This is a genomic window from Paraburkholderia sp. Cpub6, from assembly GCF_014201065.1.
GTDB lineage: Bacteria > Pseudomonadota > Gammaproteobacteria > Burkholderiales > Burkholderiaceae > Paraburkholderia > Paraburkholderia tuberum.
Window position 1 is genome coordinate 1 of record NZ_JACHDM010000055.1, and the last position, 14,371, is coordinate 14,371.

The window sequence follows — 14,371 nt, forward strand, 5'->3', positions numbered from 1 at the left end:
GGCCTGGTTCAATCATCATCGATTGATGGAACCCCTCGGCTATATCCCGCCCGCTGAAGCTGAGGCAAACTACTATCGGCAACTTGAAACAACTGCCGCTGAACCGGCATTAACTTAAACCAACCAGCCTCCACGATTCCCGGGGCGGTTCAAACCGTCTATTCAGCCCGACCGGCTCTGGGCCTGCGAGCGTTGCGCAAGTGTCTTCTATGAATTGACGTTCGTTTGTGCATGATCTCACGACCGACCATAGCTGAATGTCTGCTTTCTATCATTTTGGGTGACCGATCTGGGTCGGTTTGGTGCATTCGCCGTCGGCCCGCGTCCGGCCATGAGCGGTCACTTGCCTGCTGGGTCGTGAAGACGATCCAACGTCGGCAACGTCACCATGAGCGGCCTTTGCGGTTCTGCGCGCCAGGTGTCCACCACGGCGCGGGGTCTTAATGTCAGCCTGAGGGGACACGTCCGGTCGGACGCGCTCGCGACCAATGCGAGCTTCGGCGCTTGAACGTTCCGGGCGCAATTCAGAACGATGCTTTAGCGAAAGGCGTGCATGGAGTCTTCCGCGCGAACGGACTTGCATCGCTATAGCCAAAGCAGGTCGCATGCTTGGTATGATCCGCTGCGCTTGATGCAGGCCGCTTAACAGACGGTTTCATAAAGACTATTTAGCCCGCTGAACGGTGTTCGCGCCGATCAAGCACCAGCGTTGGATGCGGACCTTGCCCTCGCTGCTCGATCAAGGCGGGGGAGTTCGTAGTAAAAGTTTCTCTCCTGATTCTTTGTATTAGTGACGTTGATGGAAGCGCAAGACGGCCAATTTAGCCACCTGCGCTCCGTGCTTCGCTATTTCTGGCCGAAGTAGTACGCGTAGGCGCGATCGACGACGCCATCACGCTTGACCGTGTCGAACGCCTTCGCCCAGGCGTCGCGATCGATTTCCGGCGAATCCTTCGACGCGGCGATGTACAGCGCGCGCCTTGCGAGCGTCTTCCCGACGACGAGATTCCCCGGATGCTTCGCCGCACGCCACGCGAATTTCAGTTCGATGTCAGCGCTGTATGCGGCATCCATCTCGCGTGCGGCGACGGCCTCGGTGACGGCGGCCGCGTTGCTGTAGAGCTCGAGATTCGAGAAGCCGCGCTTCTTCAGTTCGGCGTGGCCCGTCGACCCGCCCACGACGCCGATCGCCCGCAACGCGTTGCCCGCATCATAGGAATCGATGGCGGCGGCGCCCGACTGCGACACGAAGACCTCTTCGATATCCCACACCTTCTGTACCCACATGTAGTTCGGCTCGCGTTCGGCGGTTCGCGAGTACGGGAAGAAGAGGATGTTGTGCCCGGCCCTCGCTTCGGCCTGCGCGTCCTGCCAGCCGACGAATTTCACGGCAATGTCCCGCTTCATCGCGGCGGCCATCTGCCTGACGATGTCGAGGAAGAAGCCGTTGTGGCCGCTATCGGCATCCGGATGGCGAACGGGGTCGATCGTGTATGGCGCGTTGTCCGCAAGCCGGATCTCTTCCGCGTGCGCGGGCAAGGCGTGACACGCGATCGCGACGGCCGCCGCGCAGGCGCCCGTCGTCGCGTAGATGCGTTTCATCGTCATGGTGTCCCCGCGGATTTCGCCGTGGAGAATTGATAGATCGTCGTCGCCGTGAACCGCTCGCCGGGATTCAGCACAGTCGTCGGCCAGTTAGGTTCGTTCGGCGAATCGTCCGGATCCTCGGCGAGCATCGTGAAGAAGCTGCGGAATCCGTAGATTTTGCCGCCCTTGCCGACGTCGGTGCCGGGCAGTGCGTTGCCCGAGTAGAAGTGAATCGCCGGCTCGGTCGTGTAGATCTCCAGCACCCGGCCGGACGTCGGCTCGTACACGCGCGCGGCGAGCCCCAATTCGCCCGGACGCTTGTTCAGAAACCAGTTGTGGTCGTAGCCGCCTTCGGCAGGCGGGTTCGCGAGCTGCTGGCCTTGTTTCAGCTGATCGTCCTTCGTGTAGATCAGGTCGGCAATGCGCGTCGGCTTCGTGAAGTCGAACGGCGTCCCTTTGACGCTGCGACGCTCGCCGGTCGGGATCAGCTTGACGACCGGCGTGAAGGTATCAGCGTCGATCGTCACCACGTGATTCACGATGCTGTTGCTCGGGTCTCCGCTCAGGTTGAAGCCCGCGTGATTCGAGAAGTTGACGATGGTCTTCCTGTCGGTGACCGAGTCGTACCTGATCTTCAGCGCGTTGTCGTCGGTCAGCGTATAGACGACCTTTAGGCTGCAGTTGCCCGGATATCCTTCTTCGCCGTCCTTGAACACGTAGTTGATCTGCAGCGTGTGATCGTCGAGCTGCTTCGCGTCGAACACACGGAAGCTCGAGCCCTTCTTGCCGCCGTGCAGGTGGTTCGGGCCGTTGTTGATGCTGAGCTGGTACAGCTTGCCGTCCATCGTAAACTGGCCCTTCTCGATTCGGTTCGTATAGCGGCCAATGATCGCGCCGGTGGACGGGTTGTACCTCTTTCCGTCCTAGATCGTGTCGAACCCCATCACGACGTCGCCCAGATTGCCGTTGCGGTCCGGGACCAGCAGCTCGACGATCTTGCCGCCGTAGTTGCTGATCTTCACGACCATGCCCTGCCTGTTCTTCAGCGTGTAGAGGTCGGTCTGCTTGCCGTCGATCACGCTCTGATAGCCTGCCGGCTTCACGTCGACGTAGGGCGCCGAGGTCAGGGCCGGCAGGCCGGCGAGCAGGATCAGCGCTGCGCACGTACGTAACTTCAGCATCGTTCGTCTCCTTTTTTGTCTGTCGATTTCCCCGGCGTGGCGGTCCTGGGGGCAGCGCCATTCCGGGCTTCCGGTGAGCGCCTAGTATCAGGGGATCGTCGATAACTGACTAATGAAACCACGCGATATATCGATATCCGTATGTTATCGATCGGCATTGCGCCGACGTGTGGATCAATCGTCGCAACGCCGCTCAGTAACCGCGACCGACGTCGACGACGTTCAGCAGCGGCTCGCCTTTCACGAGCCTTCGCGCGATCTCCGCGATCTGCTCGGCCATCGTCTTCAGGCTCGCGACCGACCCCATATGCGATCGCGAGGAGTTCCCGCCGCTGCAATGGCGCGCGGTGTCTGACCTGCTCGAGGACGCGCACCGCACAAGGCCGCTGTGGTACGGAGCGCTGTATCGCGAGACGCTGCGCTGCCCCACGCGCCTGGTGACGATCACGCGCACGGAAACGATCGACAGCGCGCCGGACATCGCCGCGGCGCTGTCGGTGCAGGCGACGGTCGTGCATCCGCTGGCCGGCGCGACCGACGTGCCGGCTTACGTGCTGCTGGTGTCGACGCCGGACAACTGACCCCCCGGCTGCTCGCCGTCGTCCTCGTGATGGAACAGCGTGAGGAATTGCCGCGCGGGGATGCTGAGTGGCCGGTCGCGCCGCACGAGGCTGCCGTACGACGGCAGCTTCTGCGCGAGCGTGTAGTCGACGATCGCGACGAGCCCGTGCTCCGCGTTGCGCTGCGCGACCGTCAGCGGGATCACGCCGAGCATCTGCGAGCGGTCGACGAGGTTCATCGTCGTCAGCATCGAGCCGGTCTCGATCAGCCCGCGCGGCATCGGCTGGTGATGCATCAGGAACTCGCGCTCGATGACCTCGCGTGCCGGGCTGCCGCCCGGCTGCAGGATCCACGGATACTCGAGCAGCGCCTCGAACCCGACCGGCCCCGCGCCCGCGAGCGGATGGTTGCGGCCGGAGACGACCGCGAGCGCCTCGTCGTCGACCGCGCGGAACACGCAGTCGCTGCCGGCGTCGCGGCCGATCACGACCTCGAGCACGCCTTCCTGCAATTGCGGCATCAGCCGGTCGCTGGTGTCGACCGCGATGTCGATCGCGAGCAGCGGATAGCGCGCCTTCAGCTGCACGAGCGCTTGGGTGAGCCGTCCCGGCGACGCGGCCATGATGCTGCCGATCGCGAGCCGCCCGGCGCTGCCGAGCTGCAGCTCCGCGAGCTCGCGGTTCAGCGCCTCCATGCTGCCACGGATCCCGCGAAAGTAGCCGAGCACGCGCTCGCCGGCCGGATTCAACACGAGGCCGCGCCCGACGCGATCGAACAGCCGCTGACCGAGCGCGTTCTCGAGCTCGTGCAGCATCTTCGTGGCGGCCGGCTGCGTGAGGCCGAGCCGGTCGGCTGCCGCGCGCAGCGTCGAGCATTCGTCAACCGCGAGCAACAGCGCGATCTGACGCATCCGCAGCCGGTTCAGCAGCTGCGGCGTCGAGTCGCGTTTGTCGATCGAGCCCATATTTGATTACCTCAGGTTATCGATTCATCAAGAGTTTTCAATTTACGGGCACGGTCCGTCTACCTAGCATGAACCCCTATCAGGAACAGCCGGATTCCGGCGAAAACGGAGACGCATTATGCAGACGAAGTCAACGGTCGCGCACCGCGCGGCGCACGCGAGAGAACTGGCATGACGGCCCCGTCGACCTTGCCCGTCATCGCGCTGACGCTCGGCGATCCCGCCGGCATCGGTGCCGAGCTGATCGCGAAGCTGCTCGCGCGCCCCGATGCGGCGTCCCGCGCGAACCTGGTGCTGGTCGGCGACCGCTGGCTGTGGGAAGCCGGTCAGCGCGTCGCCGGCGTGCAAGTCGACGTCGAGCCGATCGCGTCGCTCGCCGCCGCGCGCAACCGGCCGTCGATCGCGTGTCCCGCGCTTGTCGAAGTCGACACAATCGACCCGGCACAAGTGAAGGTCGGCGAGGTCTGCGCGGCCGGCGGCCGCTCGGTGCTGACCGTGCTGAACCTGTGCATGGACGCCACGCTCGCCGGCGAGGTCGACGCGATCTGCTTCGCGCCGCTGAACAAACACGCGATGAAGCTCGGCGGCCTGAAGCACGAGGACGAGCTCCACCACTTCGCCGAATACCTCGGCGTGACCGGCTACTTCTGCGAATTCAACACGCTCGGCGAGCTGTGGACGTCGCGCATCTCCTCGCATGTGCCGCTGAAGGACGCGCCGGGCTACCTGAGCATCGAGCGGATCGAGCAGGCGTCGGAGCTGATCTACCGGTCGCTGCTCGCGAACGGCATCGCGGCGCCGAAGGTCGCGATCGCCGCGTTCAATCCGCACGGCGGCGACGGCGGCAGCTGCGGCCGCGAAGAGATCGACATCATCGAGCCCGCGGTGACGAAGCTGCAGGCGCGCGACTGGCCGACCGATGCGCCGTTCCACGGCCCGTTCCCGGCCGACACGATCTTCCTGAAGGCGCAGGCCGGCGATTACCAGGCGATCGTCACGATGTACCACGACCAGGGGCAGATCGCGATCAAGCTGCTCGGGTTCTCGCGCGGCGTGACCGTGCAGGGCGGGCTGCCGGTGCCGATCACGACGCCCGCGCACGGCACCGCGTATGACATTGCAGGCCGCGGTACCGCCGACGTCGGCGCGACCTGGCAGGCCTTGCAGATCGCTTGCCGGATGGGCGCCGCGCGCCGGCAGCAGACGATTTCCGCGTAACGGCCGCCCGGCTGCCCACGCGCTTCACGACGCATCGAAACACATCGAATCTCAGGAGACACCGTAATGAAGATCAAGTCCGTACGCGCCCGCGTCTTCCAATGGAAGGGCAAGACCGTGCCGCCGCAGGGCAATTTCTGCGCGAACGCGATGGACCTGCTGTACGCGCCGCAGGAAACGATGAGCACGTTCCGTTTCCATTCGTGGACGGTCGTCGAAGTCGAGACCGACGACGGGATCGTTGGCTACGGCAACGTCGCGCTCGCACCGCAGGTCGCGAAGGTGATCATCGACCAGTACCTCGGGCCGCTCGTGATCGGCCAGGACCCGTGGGACTACGAATACCTGAACCAGCGGATGTACCGCGCGACGCACGCATGGGGCCGCAAGGGGATCGGGATGGCCGCGATCTCGGGTGTCGACATCGCGATCTGGGACATCCTCGGCAAGAGCGTCGGCAAGCCGGTCTTCAAGCTGCTCGGCGGCCGCACGAAGGAGAAGATTCCGTGCTACTACTCGAAACTCTATCGCACCGACCTGAAGGAAATGCAGGCTGAGGCGCAGAAATTCCTCGACCAAGGCTTCCGGGCGTTCAAGATGCGCTTCGGCTACGGGCCCGCGCACGGGCAGCAGGGCGTCGTCGAGAACCTGAAGTCGGTCGCCGCGGTCCGTGAAGTGATCGGCTACGACAACGACCTGATGCTCGAGTGCTACATGGGCTGGAACCTCGAGTACGCGAAACGGATTCTGCCTAAGCTCGAGAAGTATCAGCCGCGCTGGCTGGAAGAGCCGGTGATCGCCGACGACATCGACGGCTACGCGGAGCTGAACCAGCTGACGAGCATCCCGATCTCGGGCGGCGAGCACGAGTTCACGCTGTACGGCTTCAAGCAGTTGCTCGACCGCAAGGCGGTATCGGTGGTCCAGTACGACACGAACCGCGTCGGCGGCATTACGATGGCGCACAAGATCAACGCGCTGTGCGAGGCGTACAGCGTGCCGGTGATCCCGCATGCGGGCCAGATGCACAACTATCACCTGACGATGAGCACGCTCGCGTCTCCGATGAGCGAGTACTTCCCGATGTTCGACGTCGAGGTCGGCAACGAGCTGTTCTATTACATCTTCGACGGCGAGCCGGTCGCCGAGAACGGCTACCTGCAGCTGCGCGACGACGTGCCGGGCCTCGGCCTCACGCTGAAGACCGAGTTCCTCGACCAGTTCGAGATCGTGGAGTGATCATGAAAGCTCGTTACAAAGGCGTGTTCCCAGTCGCGCCGACGATCTTCACGGAGGACGGCGCGCTCGACCTCGACGGCCAGCGCCGCTGCCTCGATTTCATGATCGACGCGGGCTCGCAGGGGATCTGCATCCACGCGAACTATTCGGAGCAGTTCTCGCTAGGCGACGATGAGCGCGAACTGATCACGCGCACGACGCTCGAGCACGTCGCCGGCCGTGTGCCGGTGATCGTCACGACGTCGCACTTCAGCTCGCGTATCTGCGCGGAACGCAATCGTCACGCGCAGGCGCTGGGCGCCGCGATGGTGATGGTGATGCCGCCATATCACGGCGCGACGTTCCGTGTGTCCGAAGCGCAGATCCAGGCGTTCTTCGAGGAAGTGACCGGCGGCCTCGACATCCCGCTGATGATCCAGGACGCGCCCGCGAGCGGCACGACACTGTCCGCTCTGTTCCTCGCAAAGCTCGCGCGCCAGATTGAGGCCTTGTCGTACTTCAAGATCGAGACCGCGGGTGCCGCGTCGAAACTGCGCGAGCTTATCGCGCTCGGCGGCGAGGCGATCGAAGGTCCGTGGGACGGCGAGGAGGGGATCACGCTGCTCGCCGATCTCGACGCGGGCGTGACCGGCGCGATGACGGGCGGCGGCTATCCGGACGGGATTCGCCAGATCACCGACGCGTACTTTGCGGGCAACCGCGACGAAGCGTGCGCGCAGTACACGCGCTGGCTGCCGCTGATCAACTACGAGAATCGCCAGGCAGGCTTCCTGACCGCGAAGGCGCTAATGATGGAGGGCGGCGTGATCGCGTGCGACAAGGCGCGCGCGCCGTGGCCCGAGCTGCATCCGCAGGTTCGCGCTGGGCTGCTCGACGCCGCGCGCTGGCTCGATCCGCTCGTGCTGCGCTGGGGCCGCTGAGGTCCCTTAGCGCGGCACGCGTTTCGCGGTTCCATGTGCGAACCGCGTTTGCCGCGCGGACGGGCAGACGTCCGCGCAGAGGCGGAACGCACATGCGTTCCGCGCGGGCGGCCGGCTCCGTGCCGGTTCGTCACGGCGTGACAGGCGGTCCATCAGAAGTCCGTCGCTGCCGACCACCAAAACTGGAGACACCATGACTGTGCTGACCCCGGCCAACCCGGCTTACGACACCGGCGAAGCCATTCCACGCCGCCGCTGGCTGCGCGTGATTCCGCCGCTGCTGCTCGCGTGCATCATCTCTTACATGGATCGCGTGAACATCGCGTTCGCGATGCCGGGCGGGATGAACGCCGATCTCGGCATGGACGCGACGATGGCCGGTCTGGCCGGCGGGATCTTCTTCTTCGGCTACCTGTTCCTCCAGATTCCCGGCGGCAAGCGCGCGGCGCTCGGCAGCGGCAAGAAATTCATCGCGTGGTCGCTCATCAGCTGGGCCGCGCTGTCGGGGCTGACCGGCCTCGTCACGCATACGTGGCAACTGCTGACGCTGCGCTTCCTGCTCGGCGTCGCCGAAGGCGGGATGCTGCCGGTCGTGCTGACAATGGTCAGCAACTGGTTCCCTGATCGCGAACGCGGGCGCGCGAACGCAATGGTCATCATGTTCGTGCCGCTCGCCGGGATGATCACCGCGCCGCTGTCCGGCTACATTCTCGCCGCGTTCGACTGGCGCCACCTGTTCTTCAGTACGGGCGTGCTGTCGCTGCTGTTCCTGATCGTCTGGATGCTATTCGCCGACGACGGCCCCGGGACCGCGCGCTGGGTGTCGCCGCGCGAGAAGGCGTACATCCTCGACGCGCTGCGCGAAGAGCAGGAGCGCAAGCGAGCGTCGGGCAAGCCGGACGCGGCGTCGTTCGGCGCGATGATGCGCAACCCGACGATCTGGCTGCTGATCGCGATCAACTTCTGCTACCAGGTCGGCATCTACGGCTACACGATGTGGTTGCCGACGCTGCTAAAGAACCTCACGCACACCGGGATGGGCAAGATCGGCCTGCTCGCGATGCTGCCGTACATCGCGATGATAGTCGGCATGTTCGCGACGTCGTATCTGTCCGACCGGACTGGCAAGCGCCGCCTGTTCGTGCTGCTGCCGCTCGTCGGCTTCGCCGCATGCCTCGCGCTGTCGGTGCTGACACACGAGACAATGCTCGTGTCGTTCGCGTTCCTGATCGGCTGTGGCTTCTTTCTGCAGGCTGCGGCCGGCGTGTTCTGGGCAATTCCGCCGAAGCTCTGCAGCCCTGAGACCGCCGGCAGTGCGCGCGGCCTGATTAACGCGCTCGGCAACCTCGGCGGCTTCTGCGGTCCGTACGCGGTCGGTGTGCTGACCCAGCACGTGAGCTCGGCAGCCGGCGTGTACAGCCTTGCGGTTACGCTCGCGGTGGCCGGCCTGCTCGCGCTGACGCTGCCGAAGCGCTGCGAGGACTGAGAAACCGACTGACGGTTGCGATCGCAACGAACCCACACTCGCCGCGGCACGACATGCATGCCGCGGCGAAACCTCGAAGGACGGAGATTCACAATGAACGACATCCTGCTGCTGGTGCAGAAATGCGCCCATACCTTCAGCTTCTACGATCTCGAGACGAAGGGGGCGCTCAAGCACGTCGTGCTGCCGAACTTCCCGCACGAGTTCACCGTCGACGCGGAGCGCCGCTTCGCGTACGTCGGCATCTTCGGGATTGAAACCGCGTGGACGCGCGGCCAGGACGGCGATCACCGGATCGCCGAGATCGATCTGCACGAGCGCAAGCTCACGCGGATGCTCGACCTGTGGCCGTATTACCGGCCGCACGGGATGGCAAGCGACGAGGACGGGCGCCTGTACGCCATGAGCGAGGCGAACGACATGCTGCTCGTGTTCGATCGTCCGCGCCAGCAGACGGTGCCGAATATGGCGGTGCCGTCCGGCGGCGTGAAGACGCACCTCGTCACGTTGACGCGCGACGCGGGCCGCGCATACGGCGTGCATCTGCTGTCGAACACGGTCACGCAGTTCGATCCGCGCGATGCGACGGTGACGCCGCGCGCGGTGATGCCGGGGCCGCGCCCCGAAGGCAACGCTCTGTCGAGCGACGAGAAGACGCTCTTCGTCGCGAACCGCGGCGACGACACGCTCGTCGCGATCGACACCGCGACGATGACCTGCGGCCGCCGCGTGAAGACGCGCAACGATCCGAACCGCATCTACAGGACGAGCTCGGCCGACGGCCGCGATCTGCTGCTGCTGACGAATTCGGGCGAACGGTCGATCTCGGTGTTCGACGCGGAGCGGCTCGAGGAAATCGAGCGCATCGCGCTGCCCGCGAATCCGACCGCGCTGTCGTTCCATCCGTCGCGGCCCGCCGCGTACGTGTCGTTCCAGGACGATCACGTGCGCGAGCTCGACCTGACTGCGTGGTGCTTCGTCAACGAGATGCCGACGCTGCGCGAGCCGGACGCGTCCTATGTGCTCGAAGGCGGTCGCTGATCCGCGCGCGGACGACGCGGCGCTCGCGCTGCCCGATGCGATCGTCGACGCGCACCATCACTTGTGGCGCCTGAACGGCGACGTCCGCTATCCATGGCTGCAGGGCGCGTACGATCCCGGGCACTTCATCCTCGGCGATTACGCGGTCCTGTGCAACGACTTCGACGTGGACGAATTCCGGCGCGCGGCCGGCGGCGCGCCGGTCGTCGCGAGCGTGCACGTCGAGGCGGAGTGTCTGCGCGACGACGCGCTCGCGGAAACGCGCTGGCTGCATGACGTCGCGGCGCGTCATCCGATTCCGTCGGCCGTCGTCGCGTGGGTCGACCTGCTCGCCGACGATGCCGACGAGCGCCTCGCCGAGCAGGCCGCGTATCCGCTCGTGCGCGGCGTGCGCTTCAAGCCGCGCACGTCGGCGACGCCGGACGCCACGGTCGACGGCCCTGGCACGCTGAGCGACCCGCGCTGGCCGCGCGCGCTCGAACGGCTCGCCGCGCATGGGTTGCGCTGGGATCTGCGCGTGCCGTTCTGGCATCTCGGCGAAACGGCCGCGCGGCTCGCCGATGCGCCGGCCGCCGACGTCGTGCTCGAACATGCGGGGCTGCCCTGGGACCGTTCGGACACCGGCCTCGCGCGCTGGCGGCGCGGGATGGAGGCGCTCGCCGAGCAGCCGCGCGTGTCGGTGAAGCTGTCCGAATTCGGGCTGCGCGACGCCGCATGGAACGACGCGGAGAACCGCCGGATCATCGGCGACGCGGTCGCGATCTTCGGCGCCGAACGCTGCATGTTCGCGAGCAACTTCCCGGTCGCCGGATTGCGGATCGCGTATCCGGCGCTGGTGCAGACGTTCGCGGCCGCGATGGCGGAGCGGCAGCTGAGCGACGCGGCACGCCGCGCGATCTGGCATGACAACGCGATCCGGATCTACCGGATCGATCTCGACGAACCTCGCAAACTGGACACACAGACAGGACGATGATGCAGATCACCGGAGAGATGTTGATTGGCGGCGCGTCGGTACGCGGTGCGGAAGGGACGATGTTCGCGTTCGACCCGGCGCGCGGCACGACGCTCGAGCCGCCGTTCGGCGCGAGCAGCGCGGACGACGTCGATCGCGCATGCTGGCTCGCGCACGCGGCGTTCGATGCGTTCCGGGCGACGCCGTTCGAAACGCGCGCGCGCTTTCTCGAGACGATCGCCGAGAACATTCTCGCGCTCGGCGACGCGCTGATCGAGCGCGCGCATCAGGAATCGGCACTGCCGGTCGCGCGGCTCGAAGGCGAGCGCGGGCGGACGGTCGGGCAATTGCGGCTCTTTGCGTCGCACATACGCGACGGGCGCTGGCTCGCCGCGACGATCGATCCCGCGCAGCCCGAGCGCAAGCCGCTGCCGCGCGCGGATCTGCGCTTGCAGAAGATTCCGGTCGGGCCGGTTGCGGTGTTCGGCGCGAGCAATTTCCCGCTTGCGTTCTCGGTCGCGGGCGGCGATACCGCATCCGCGTTCGCGGCCGGGTGCCCAGTCGTCGTGAAGGCGCATCCCGCGCATCTCGGCACGTCGGAGCTCGTCGGGCGCGCGATCCAGCAGGCGGTGCGCGCGTGCGGGCTGCCTGAAGGCATGTTCTCGCTCGTGATCGGCGCGGGCAACGCGACCGGCGAGGTGCTCGTCGCGCATCCGGCGATCAAGGCGGTCGGCTTCACCGGCTCGCGCGGCGGCGGCCTCGCGCTGATGGACACCGCCGCGAAGCGTCGCGAGCCGATTCCGGTGTATGCGGAGATGAGCAGCATCAATCCGTTCTTTGTGCTGCCGGGCGCGCTCGCGAAGCGCGGCGCGGAGATCGCGCGCGGGTTCGTCGATTCGCTGACGCTCGGCGTCGGGCAGTTCTGCACAAATCCGGGGCTCGTCGTCGTGCTTGACGGGCCAGATACGCAGGCGTTCGTCGATGCGGCTGCGAAGGCGCTCAGGCAGAAGGGCGCGCAGACGATGCTGACCGCCGGCATTGCAGCCGCGTATGCGAACGGCATCGCCGAGCGTGCGGCGGGCGCGAACGTGTGTGCGCTCGCGCGCGGCGCCGACACGGACGCGAAAAGCGCCGCGTGCCCGGCGTTGTTCGCGACGACGCAGCAAGCGTTTGTGTCGGACCCGCAACTCGAGGACGAGATCTTCGGGCCGACGTCGCTGATCGTGACCTGCAGGAACGTCGACGAGATGATCGCGCTCGCGGAGCACGTCGAAGGGCAGCTCACGGCGACGCTGCACGTCGAGGCGGACGACGTCGCGCTCGCGCGGCGCCTGCTGCCGACGCTCGAATGCAAGGCGGGACGGATTCTCGCGAACGGCTATCCGACCGGCGTCGAGGTGTCGCATGCGATGGTGCATGGCGGGCCGTTCCCGGCGACGTCCGATCCGCGCACGACATCGGTCGGCGCGATGGCGATCGAGCGTTTTCTGCGGCCCGTTTGCTATCAGGATCTACCTGCGGAACTGCTGCCGCCAGCGCTGCAAGACGACAACCCGCTGGATCTCTGGCGGGTGCGCGACGGCCGGCTCGGCCAAGGCTGACCCTGCACACGATGCAATCGCGGATCGCGCCGCATGCGCGCGCGATCCGCGCGTCGCGGCGTTGGCGCGGGATTTTGTCCTGAGGCGTCGCCTGCGCGTCGTCGGCTATGATGAGCGCCTGTCGATCGACCTTCGCCGAACCTCCCGCCCATGCCGACGTCGAAGCCCACTCCGTTGGTGCCGGCGCCAAGCTTCACGTCCTGACTGACCGCTAGAACGGGCAAACGCGTTCTCATTGCCGCGCTCGGCTTGCTCATTCCCAGCATATTGATGATGCTTTTGCCGTGGTCAGCAGCGGCTATGCGAAGCTTGCTTTATGCAAGCAGCTGTACGCCGAACATCTGGTCCATTTTTCAATCGCCGATCGAGACGCATGCGATTGGACCGGCATCGGGCATCATCAATGGCATCGGTGCGGGCGGCGGCACGATCGCGGGTTTCTCGTCGGCATGCTTTATCGTTCGACGGGCTCTTACATGTCGGGCTTCGTCGTGCTTGGCACCGTCGGATGCATCGGCATGAGCGGATGCCGCACTGCATCCGAACGAATCGCGCCGCCTTCCTTCATCAGCGTCTTGCACGCGGCAAGTCCGCACTGACGGTTCTCGTAGTTGATGAGCGGAAGCCATTGCTGACACAGCTCCGCGGCTTCATCGACGTTGCCCGCAGCATACGAATCGACTATCTTGCGGATGCCGTCGGGATAGCCGCCGCCCGTCATCGCGCCCGTTGCGCCCGCATCAAAATCGGGGATCAGCGTGATGGCCTCTTCGCCGTCCCACGGACCAACGATTGCATCGCCACCCAGTTCGATCAATTCGCGCAGCTCGGAAGCGGCCTGCGCGGTTTCTAGCTTGAAGTACGACACATGTTCGATCTCCCGAGCGAGCTTCGCTAGGAAGAGCGCGGACAGCGGCGTGCCTGCAACGGGCGCGTCCTGAATCATGATCGGAATGTCGATGGCGTCCGACACCGTCGCGTAGAACTCGTGGATGCCGCGCTCGCCCACGCGAATGGTCGCGCAGTGATAGGGCGGCATGATCATGACCACTGCCGCGCCCGCATCCTGTGCCCGCGCGGCTGCGTTCGGCGCATACGTGCGTGCTGAAATGCGTGGTCGTGACGATGACCGGCACGCGGGCCGCGACATGTTCGAGTGCGGTGCGTTGCACGATCTCGCGTTCCACATCGCTCAATACGAACTGCTCGGAGAAGTTCGCGAGAATGCATAGGCCGTTCGAGCCCGCGTCAATCATGAAATCGAGCGCGCGCTTCTGACCTGGAGGACATCGACAGCGTTCGTACAGAAGTGCGCCTGCGGCGGCACGACCTTGCCTTGCCACTCGAAAACGCGTGCGCGGACATGCTTGATCTTCATCTTTCCTGTCTCCGTCCTGATTCGATTGAGCCGCACAAGATCGGGTTTGCGCGGCTATTTGATATAGCGCTAGGGAAACGCTGATCAATGGACCAACTGCCCAAGTTGCGGGCGAGATGGCGTCGAATTTTCTGGATGACGAAGCGAATCGACACTCAGTTCGGTGAATTGGACGCGTAAACGAGCCTCCCTGCTCGCATTTTTCATACGCTTGACGGATTGCTCCCATGGACCGATCGC

Annotated in this window: 10 protein-coding genes and 2 pseudogenes; 8 read left to right on the top strand and 4 right to left on the bottom strand. The window is 65.4% G+C overall.

The annotated features are described in order from the left end of the window. Window positions 1-846: 846 nt before the first annotated feature. Window positions 847-1,608, bottom strand: coding sequence for an ABC transporter substrate-binding protein (locus HDG33_RS35915; RefSeq protein ID WP_184040901.1), 762 nt, complete (start codon window positions 1,606-1,608; stop codon window positions 847-849). Next, window positions 1,605-2,768 (bottom strand): annotated as a pseudogene (locus tag HDG33_RS35920) (aldose epimerase family protein). Before HDG33_RS35920 ends, HDG33_RS35915 begins: the two are co-directional and overlap by 4 nt. A 347-nt stretch (window positions 2,769-3,115) precedes the next feature. Here HDG33_RS35920 and HDG33_RS35930 point away from each other — a divergent pair. Further along, window positions 3,116-3,349: a hypothetical protein gene (locus HDG33_RS35930; protein ID WP_184040905.1), complete on the top strand. Its 234-nt coding sequence runs from the start codon at window positions 3,116-3,118 to the stop codon at window positions 3,347-3,349. On the opposite strand, the gene HDG33_RS35935 is transcribed toward HDG33_RS35930, so the two are convergent. Further along, a complete protein-coding gene (locus tag HDG33_RS35935; protein WP_184040908.1) occupies window positions 3,316-4,293 on the bottom strand; it encodes a LysR family transcriptional regulator in 978 nt (325 codons plus the stop codon). The two genes, HDG33_RS35930 and HDG33_RS35935, sit on opposite strands and share 34 nt — an antisense overlap. Before the next feature lie 171 nt (window positions 4,294-4,464). On the opposite strand from HDG33_RS35935, the gene HDG33_RS35940 reads away from it, so the two are divergent. From HDG33_RS35940 to HDG33_RS35970, 7 genes are all read left to right on the top strand, one after another. Beyond that, window positions 4,465-5,511 (top strand): 4-hydroxythreonine-4-phosphate dehydrogenase PdxA, encoded by a 1,047-nt coding sequence (locus HDG33_RS35940; RefSeq protein ID WP_184040910.1) that lies wholly within the window; start codon window positions 4,465-4,467, stop codon window positions 5,509-5,511. A gap of 66 nt (window positions 5,512-5,577) precedes the next feature. Further along, window positions 5,578-6,750, top strand: a complete 1,173-nt coding sequence (locus HDG33_RS35945; protein ID WP_184040914.1) for an L-rhamnonate dehydratase — start codon at window positions 5,578-5,580, stop codon at window positions 6,748-6,750. A gap of 2 nt (window positions 6,751-6,752) precedes the next feature. Continuing rightward, window positions 6,753-7,670, top strand: coding sequence for a dihydrodipicolinate synthase family protein (locus HDG33_RS35950; RefSeq protein ID WP_184040918.1), 918 nt, complete (start codon window positions 6,753-6,755; stop codon window positions 7,668-7,670). Between the two features lie 193 nt (window positions 7,671-7,863). Beyond that, window positions 7,864-9,156, top strand: a complete 1,293-nt coding sequence (locus HDG33_RS35955; protein ID WP_184040920.1) for an MFS transporter — start codon at window positions 7,864-7,866, stop codon at window positions 9,154-9,156. A gap of 93 nt (window positions 9,157-9,249) precedes the next feature. Then, entirely contained in the window at window positions 9,250-10,197 is a 948-nt protein-coding gene (locus HDG33_RS35960; protein WP_184040922.1) for a YncE family protein, read from the top strand. Continuing rightward, entirely contained in the window at window positions 10,175-11,173 is a 999-nt protein-coding gene (locus HDG33_RS35965) for an amidohydrolase (RefSeq protein WP_184040924.1), read from the top strand. The genes HDG33_RS35960 and HDG33_RS35965 overlap by 23 nt, the downstream gene beginning before the upstream one ends. Then, window positions 11,173-12,753: an aldehyde dehydrogenase (NADP(+)) gene (locus HDG33_RS35970; RefSeq protein WP_184040928.1), complete on the top strand. Its 1,581-nt coding sequence runs from the start codon at window positions 11,173-11,175 to the stop codon at window positions 12,751-12,753. Before HDG33_RS35965 ends, HDG33_RS35970 begins: the two co-directional genes overlap by 1 nt. Window positions 12,754-13,225: 472 nt before the next feature. Here the strand turns inward: HDG33_RS35970 and HDG33_RS35975 are convergent. Then, window positions 13,226-14,060 (bottom strand): annotated as a pseudogene (locus HDG33_RS35975) (dihydrodipicolinate synthase family protein). Between the last annotated feature and the right edge of the window lie 311 nt (window positions 14,061-14,371).

Coding starts and splice junctions, on each gene's coding strand:
- HDG33_RS35915 (WP_184040901.1), bottom strand. CDS start 1,608: ATGACGATGAAACGCATCTACGCGACGACGGGCGCCTGCGCGGCGGCC.
- HDG33_RS35935 (WP_184040908.1), bottom strand. CDS start 4,293: ATGGGCTCGATCGACAAACGCGACTCGACGCCGCAGCTGCTGAACCGG.
- HDG33_RS35940 (WP_184040910.1), top strand. CDS start 4,465: ATGACGGCCCCGTCGACCTTGCCCGTCATCGCGCTGACGCTCGGCGAT.
- HDG33_RS35945 (WP_184040914.1), top strand. CDS start 5,578: ATGAAGATCAAGTCCGTACGCGCCCGCGTCTTCCAATGGAAGGGCAAG.
- HDG33_RS35950 (WP_184040918.1), top strand. CDS start 6,753: ATGAAAGCTCGTTACAAAGGCGTGTTCCCAGTCGCGCCGACGATCTTC.
- HDG33_RS35955 (WP_184040920.1), top strand. CDS start 7,864: ATGACTGTGCTGACCCCGGCCAACCCGGCTTACGACACCGGCGAAGCC.
- HDG33_RS35960 (WP_184040922.1), top strand. CDS start 9,250: ATGAACGACATCCTGCTGCTGGTGCAGAAATGCGCCCATACCTTCAGC.
- HDG33_RS35965 (WP_184040924.1), top strand. CDS start 10,175: ATGTGCTCGAAGGCGGTCGCTGATCCGCGCGCGGACGACGCGGCGCTC.
- HDG33_RS35970 (WP_184040928.1), top strand. CDS start 11,173: ATGCAGATCACCGGAGAGATGTTGATTGGCGGCGCGTCGGTACGCGGT.